8 protein-coding genes are annotated in these 6,999 nt (G+C 55.3%); all 8 read left to right on the top strand.

Going from position 1 to position 6,999, the window contains the following annotated elements:
• Nucleotides 1-670 (top strand): 30S ribosomal protein S2 (gene rpsB, locus Q7T06_RS09425; RefSeq protein WP_304783978.1); only part of this gene is annotated, 670 nt, incomplete at its 5' end.
• A gap of 140 nt (nucleotides 671-810) precedes the next feature.
• A complete protein-coding gene (gene tsf, locus Q7T06_RS09420; protein ID WP_304783976.1) occupies nucleotides 811-1,692 on the top strand; it encodes a translation elongation factor Ts in 882 nt (293 codons plus the stop codon).
• Nucleotides 1,693-1,878: 186 nt separating this feature from the next.
• Nucleotides 1,879-2,595: a UMP kinase gene (pyrH, locus tag Q7T06_RS09415; RefSeq protein ID WP_304783974.1), complete on the top strand. Its 717-nt coding sequence runs from the start codon at nucleotides 1,879-1,881 to the stop codon at nucleotides 2,593-2,595.
• 79 nt (nucleotides 2,596-2,674) lie between these two features.
• Nucleotides 2,675-3,235, top strand: a complete 561-nt coding sequence (gene frr / locus Q7T06_RS09410; protein ID WP_304783972.1) for a ribosome recycling factor — start codon at nucleotides 2,675-2,677, stop codon at nucleotides 3,233-3,235.
• 48 nt (nucleotides 3,236-3,283) lie between these two features.
• Complete coding sequence (uppS, locus tag Q7T06_RS09405) at nucleotides 3,284-4,048, top strand: polyprenyl diphosphate synthase (protein WP_304783969.1); 765 nt, start codon at nucleotides 3,284-3,286, stop codon at nucleotides 4,046-4,048.
• The gene (locus Q7T06_RS09400) at nucleotides 4,042-4,860 is read left to right on the top strand and encodes a phosphatidate cytidylyltransferase (RefSeq protein WP_304783966.1); all 819 of its coding nucleotides are present in this window, start codon (nucleotides 4,042-4,044) and stop codon (nucleotides 4,858-4,860) included. Before uppS ends, Q7T06_RS09400 begins: the two co-directional genes overlap by 7 nt.
• A 19-nt stretch (nucleotides 4,861-4,879) precedes the next feature.
• Nucleotides 4,880-6,046 (top strand): 1-deoxy-D-xylulose-5-phosphate reductoisomerase, encoded by a 1,167-nt coding sequence (gene ispC, locus Q7T06_RS09395; RefSeq protein WP_304783964.1) that lies wholly within the window; start codon nucleotides 4,880-4,882, stop codon nucleotides 6,044-6,046.
• A 2-nt stretch (nucleotides 6,047-6,048) separates the two neighbouring features.
• Nucleotides 6,049-6,999: RIP metalloprotease RseP (rseP, locus tag Q7T06_RS09390; RefSeq protein ID WP_304783962.1), on the top strand; the 951-nt coding region annotated here is incomplete at its 3' end.

Raw genomic sequence — 6,999 nt, 5'->3', positions numbered from 1 at the left:
GGCCCCTTACATTTTCGGCCATCGCAACAGAATCCATATCGTCAACCTCGAAAAGACCCTGGGCATGTACCAGGAGGCGATGAAGTACATCCAGCAACTGGCTTCCAATCGCGGCACCGTGCTGATGGTCGGCACCAAGCGTCAAGCGCGTGAAACCATTGCCGCTGAAGCAGCGCGCGCCGGCATGCCTTACGTTGATCAACGCTGGTTGGGCGGCATGCTGACCAACTTCAAAACGATCAAGACATCGATCAAGCGTTTGAAGGAAATGGAAGCATCGATTGCTGACGGTTCAGTCGAAAAACTCAGCAAAAAAGAAGCGCTGATGTTTGACCGTGAAAAAATCAAGCTGGAAAAATCCATAGGCGGCATCAAGGACATGGGCGGCATTCCTGACGCTATTTTCGTGGTTGACGTCGGTTACCACAAAGGTGCGATCACTGAAGCGGCTAAACTGGGCATCCCGGTTATCGGCGTGGTCGATACCAACCATTCCCCAGAAGGCGTTACCTACATCATCCCAGGCAACGACGATTCATCCAAGGCGATCATGTTGTACGCCCGTGGCGTTGCTGATGCGATCCTCGCAGGCCGCGCCAGCGCGACCAACGATCTGGTTGCATCGATCAAGGGTGGCGACGACTTCGTTGAGGTCAGCGAGCAGGCTTAATACCCTGGCTCTGATGGTTTGAGCGTCAGAATGAAAGGGGCAACAGCGGTTCGCCCCTTTTTTTCGAGCGCATTTTGAACGTAATAGGATAGGGGACGTCAGAACGACGTCCGCTTGTCAGGAATTGTTAGGAGATTGTAATGGCCGTTATTACTGCAGCAATGGTTGGTGAACTGCGCGCTCTCACAGATGCGCCTATGATGGAATGCAAAAAAGCATTGACGGAAGCCGATGGCGATCCAGTCAAGGCAGAAGAAATCCTGCGCGTCAAACTCGGCAGCAAGGCATCGAAAGCCGCTTCCCGCGTGACCGCAGAAGGCGTAGTCGCCTCTTATGTATCTGGCAACGTCGGCGCGCTGGTTGAAGTCAACTGCGAAACCGATTTCGTCACCAAGAATGATGAATTCCTCGCGCTGGCGAATGCTTGCGCCAAACTGATCGCGGAAAAAAATCCGGCTGACGTGGCTGCCTTGGCCGCCTTGCCACTGGATGGCAAAACCGTTGAAGAGCAGCGCGCTGCCTTGATCGGCCGCATTGGTGAAAACATGTCTATCCGCCGTTTCCAGCGTTTTGAAACGACTGGCAAGCTGGCTGCCTATTTGCACGGTACCCGTATCGGCGTGATGGTCGATTTCGACAGCGCCGATGAACAAGTCGGTAAAGACGTGGCGATGCACATTGCTGCAATGAAGCCGGTGGCCCTGTCTTCGGACAATGTGCCGGCAGAACTGATCGCCAAAGAGCGTTCGGTTGCTGAGTTGAAAGCGGCAGAATCTGGCAAGCCAGCCGAGATCGTTACCAAGATGGTCGAAGGTTCAGTGCAGAAATTCCTGAAAGAAGTATCGTTGCTGAATCAGTCGTTTGTGAAAAACGACAAGCAAACCGTCGAGCAAATGTTGAAAGATACCAAATCCACCGTGAAAGCATTCACGATGTATGTGGTCGGCGAAGGCATCGAGAAAAAGCAGGACGACTTTGCCGCAGAAGTAGCAGCGCAAGTCGCAGCAGCAAAACAGGCGTAAGTTAAAAAAATCGGGCCGCAAGGCCCGTTTTTTTAACGCCATCAAGTATGCTTTGATGTGTGCCAATAATTAAGATTTTGCTTCAGCATCGTCATCCACAATATGGCGATGCTGAAGCAAAATCTGGTAAGAACTGAAGTAAAACCATCACCTCAGTAAAACCGGACAAAACAAGGAATCCAGCCCATGACTACCCCAGCTTATAAACGCGTACTCCTCAAACTTTCGGGTGAAGCGTTGATGGGAGACGACTCTTACGGTATCAATCGCGCCACGATAGAACGCATGGTGGCGGATGTGGCGGAAGTGGCAAATCTGGGGGTGGAACTGGCGATAGTGATAGGCGGCGGCAATATTTTCCGCGGTGTGGCACCCGGCGCACAAGGCATGGACCGTGCCACGGCTGATTACATGGGCATGCTCGCCACCGTGATGAATTCGCTGGCGCTGGCTGATGCGATGCGCCAGGCTGGTATAGTCGCACGCGTGATGTCGGCCATTGCGATTGAGCAGGTCGTCGAGCCGTATGTACGCCCCAAGGCATTGCAGTACCTGGAAGAAGGCAAGATCGTGGTCTTCGCTGCCGGTACCGGTAATCCCTTCTTTACCACTGATACCGCAGCCGCGTTGCGCGGTTCGGAAATCGGTGCGGAAATCGTCTTGAAGGCAACCAAGGTTGATGGCGTCTACAGTGCCGATCCAAACAAGGATCCAGACGCAACGCGCTATTCAACCATTACCTTCGATGAAGCGATTTCCAAGCACCTGCAGGTGATGGACGCCACTGCATTTGCGCTGTGCCGCGACCAGAAACTGCCGATCAAGGTGTTTTCCATCGTCAAGCCGGGTGCGCTCAAACGCGTGATCATGGGCGAAGACGAAGGCACCCTGGTGCATGTATAAATAAAGTATAAATTCGCTGAAATTCAAAATTCAGCTGTATTGACTTCAGATTGACTCGTAGCAGAAGAGGAGAACAGTAATGACTGTTGCAGATGCAAAAAAAGTTGCCGATCAAAAAATGCAAAAGTCCATCGAGACTTTGCGGGCAGATCTGGCAAAAGTGCGTACTGGCCGTGCCCACACCGGCATACTTGACCATGTGATGGTCGAGTATTACGGCAATCCGACCAATTTGTCGCAGGTTGCCAATGTGACGCTGGTGGATGCGCGCACGATAGGCGTGCAGCCGTTTGAAAAGAAAATGGTTGCCGTGGTTGAAAAGGCGATACGCGATGCCGATCTCGGCCTGAATCCATCGACCCAGGGCGAGATGATACGTGTGCCTACGCCGCCGCTGACGGAAGAGCGTCGCAAGGAAATGGTCAAGCTGGTCAAGAGCGAAGCGGAAGACGCAAAGATTGCGGTCCGCAATATCCGCCGCGATGCGAATGAAACGCTTAAAAAGCTGTTGAAGGACAAAGCCTGCTCGGAAGATGACGAACGCCGTGCGCAGGATGAAGTGCAAAAGCTGACCGACAAGTTTGTGCTGGAAATAGACAAGATGGTCGCCGAAAAAGAAAAAGAAGTGCTGACTGTTTAGTCGGCTGCCACCTCTTTTGTTATCTCCACCATTTCCGGTCGCCTTCCCATGACGTCGTCGAGTTCAACCCAGGTCGTGCCGGATGTGGCGCTGGTGCCGCGCCATGTTGCCATCATCATGGATGGCAATGGTCGCTGGGCGACCAAGCGCTTCATGCCGCGCGTGGCCGGCCATGTCAAAGGGGTGGAGGCCGTGCGAGGCATCGTCGAAGCCTGCGCCAAGCAGGGCGTCGAATATGTGACCTTCTTTGCCTTCAGTTCGGAAAACTGGCGTCGTCCGCAAGATGAAGTATCGCTGCTGATGCGCCTGTTCATGACGGCGCTGGAACGCGAAGTCGCCAAGATGCACGCCAATGGCATACGCCTGAAAATCGTCGGCGATCTCAGCCGTTTTGACGACAAATTGCAAAACATGATAGCCAGCGCCGAGCGCAAGACGGCAGCCAATACGCGCCTGACCGTCACGATATGTGCAAACTATGGTGGCCGCTGGGACATCATGCAGGCAGTCAATAAAATGGTGGCGAGCGATCCGGGTGTGAGCGATTTCAGCGAAGAGCAGCTGGCGCCGCATTTGTCGCTGGCCTATGCACCGGAACCTGATCTTTTCATACGCACCGGCGGGGAAGAGCGTATTTCCAATTTCCTGCTGTGGCAACTGGCTTATACCGAGCTGTATTTCACTGATACCTACTGGCCCGATTTTGACGCGGCTGCACTGGGGCTCGCCATTTCTTCCTATCAACAGCGTGAACGACGCTTTGGCCGTACCAGTGCCCAACTGAACGAGCAAGTGCCGGAGGCCAAATGCTGAAAACGCGCGTCATCACTGCCGTGATCCTGCTGGCAGTGTTGCTGCTGGCGATTGCTTCCGGTTCCTTTGCCGTGTTCGCCATATTGACGGCCATCTTCTTTGCCGCTGCTGCGTGGGAATGCCTGCGCCTGTTCGGCAATAAATTTCCAGTCGTGGGTGCGGTAGTCTGGACCATTGCATTTGCCTTTCTGGTCGTGACGGCCAGCTTCAAGCAAAGCGTGCTTTTGTATGGCGTCTGTGTCGCCATCTGGGCCTTGCGCATGGTGCCGTCGCTGGCATTCGGCCTACCGCCGCTGGATGGCATACGCAATCGCTTGCTGACCGGCATTTACGGGATAGCCATCCTCGGCGCTTTTGTCTCGATACTCAGTTTGTATAACCGTTCGGCCTTGTACATGTTTTCCGTCATGTCCATCGTCTGGATAGCCGACATCGGCGCCTATTTCAGCGGCAAGGCTTTTGGCAAGCGCAAGCTGGCGCCATCGATTTCTCCGGGTAAATCCTGGGAGGGTGCGATCGGCGGCGGCATACTGGTGCTGCTGGCCTGTGCCGCGACGCTGACTGTGCCGGCGCTCAACGACACCTTTGCAGTGCAGCTTTATCTCAAATGGGGCTGGCCGGGTTTTCTGCTCATATTGATCTTGATGGTTGCCGCCAGCATAGTCGGCGATCTGTTTGAATCCCAACTCAAGCGGCGTGCCGGCATGAAGGACAGCAGCAATCTCTTGCCTGGCCATGGCGGCGTGCTCGACCGGCTGGATGCTTTGATACCGACGCTGCCGCTGGCGGTGCTGGTTGCTTACTGGATGTAAGGCGCAAATGCAGCAAAAAATGCAGCAGATAACCATACTGGGTTCTACCGGTTCCATAGGCGTATCGACACTGGACGTTATTGCGCGCCATCCTGACCGTTATCGCGTACATGCGCTGACGGCGCAAAATCGTGTGGCGGAACTGGCCGCGCAGTGCGCACAATTCCTGCCGGATATTGCCGTCGTTGGCACGGCCGAATCTGCGCAAAAACTCCAGTTGATACTGCGCCAGCAAGGACTGCAAACGCAGGTCGAATATGGCGAAGCCGCATTATGTGCGGTAGCCAGCGCAGCGCAATGTGATTGCGTGATGGCGGCAATCGTCGGTGCCGCCGGTCTGGCACCCACATTGGCAGCAGCGCGCGCCGGCAAGAAGGTATTGTTGGCAAACAAGGAAGCGCTGGTCATGTCGGGCCCCTTGCTGATGGATGCAGTGGCAGCCAGCGGCGCCACGCTGATGCCTATCGACAGCGAACACAATGCAATTTTCCAGTGCATGCCGCACGCCTATCAGCGCTCGCCGTCGCAACACGGGATAGAAAAAATCCTGTTGACGGCTTCTGGCGGACCCTTTCTCAAGCGTGCCGTAGCGACGCTCGATAGCGTGACGTGCGAAGAGGCCATTGCACATCCGAAGTGGGTCATGGGCCGCAAGATTTCTGTCGACTCGGCGACGATGATGAACAAGGGCCTGGAAGTGATCGAGGCGCACTGGCTGTTCGGTGTGCCGGCGAGCCAGATCGAAGTAGTGATCCATCCGCAAAGCGTGGTCCATTCGATGGTGTCCTATGTCGATGGTTCGGTGCTGGCGCAGCTGGGCAACCCCGATATGCGTACGCCGATTGCGCATGCCTTGGCTTATCCGGAACGCATCAGTTCCGGCGTCGCCCCTATCGATCTGATCCAGATTGCGCAGCTGACTTTCGAGCGCCCCGACCTGCAGCGATTTCCATGCCTGAAACTGGCGTATGATGCATTGCAGGCAGGCGGTTCTGCTCCAGCCATCATGAATGCAGCCAATGAAATCGCAGTCCAGGCATTTCTCGACAGGCGCATCGGTTTCCGTGTCATCGATCAATTGATTGCACGCGTGATGGATGGATTGCCTTCGGGCCCTGTAACAGATATTGAGTCAGTTTTTGAGCAAGATCGCTGCGCGCGTGACGCAGCCAAATCCTATATATAAAAATGCACTTACTTCAAACCATACTTGCTTTTGCCGTCGTCCTTGGCGTGCTGATCATCGTGCATGAGCTGGGCCATTATTGGGTGGCGCGCTGGTGCGGTGTCAAAGTCCTGCGTTTTTCGATCGGCATGGGCAAAGTCGTTTATTCGCGCCGCTTCGGGCCGGATCAGACTGAATGGGCGATCTCGGTCTTGCCGCTGGGCGGTTACGTGAAGATGCTGGATGCGCGTGAAGGCGATATGCAGCAGGTGTCGCCCGCGGATTTGAAGCGCGAATTTACGCGCCAATCCGTATGGCGCCGCATTGCGATCGTGGCAGCTGGTCCGCTCGCCAATTTCCTGCTGGCGATACTCTTGTTTGCAGCCTTGTACAGTTACGGCATTCCAGAGCCGGCACCGAAGCTACGGGCGCCAGCTGAGCAATCGGTGGCTTATCAAGCCGGTTTGCGTGGCGGCGAATTGGTGACCTCCGTCAACGGAGAGCCGATACAGATATGGAATGACATGCGCTGGCAGCTGGTGCAATCGGTGGTCAACAGAAAGCCGGCAGTGCTGGAGGTCGAGCGTCCGGCTGCTAACTCCTACACGGCGAAAATAATCCGCACCGTGAGCATTCCGGTCGACAGTATTTCCACCGAAGAGCTGGAGACGGATTTCCTCGCCAAGCTCGGCATCGATCTGGCACGTCCGCGCGCGGTACTGGGCCAGGTTGCGCCTGACGGCGCTGCGATGCGTGCCGGATTAAAGTCGGGCGATCTGGTGACTGCGGTCAATGGCAAGCCTGTGCCCGATGGCCTGGCGTTTGTGGAATTGGTGCGCGCCTCACCGGGCAAAGTCCTGAAAGTTGATCTTTTGCGTGGCGATCAAGCCTTGAATATCGCTGTCACACCGGATGAGGTCAGCAAGGATGGACAGGTGTTCGGCCGCATCAAGGTTGAAGTGCCGATGATGCCG

The sequence above is a fragment of the Herminiimonas sp. genome, assembly GCF_030645555.1.
Taxonomy (GTDB): Bacteria; Pseudomonadota; Gammaproteobacteria; order Burkholderiales; family Burkholderiaceae_D; genus Oxalicibacterium.
The sequence above is the reverse complement of the archived record's forward strand: the minus strand, read 5'-3'. Positions and strand labels throughout refer to the sequence as shown.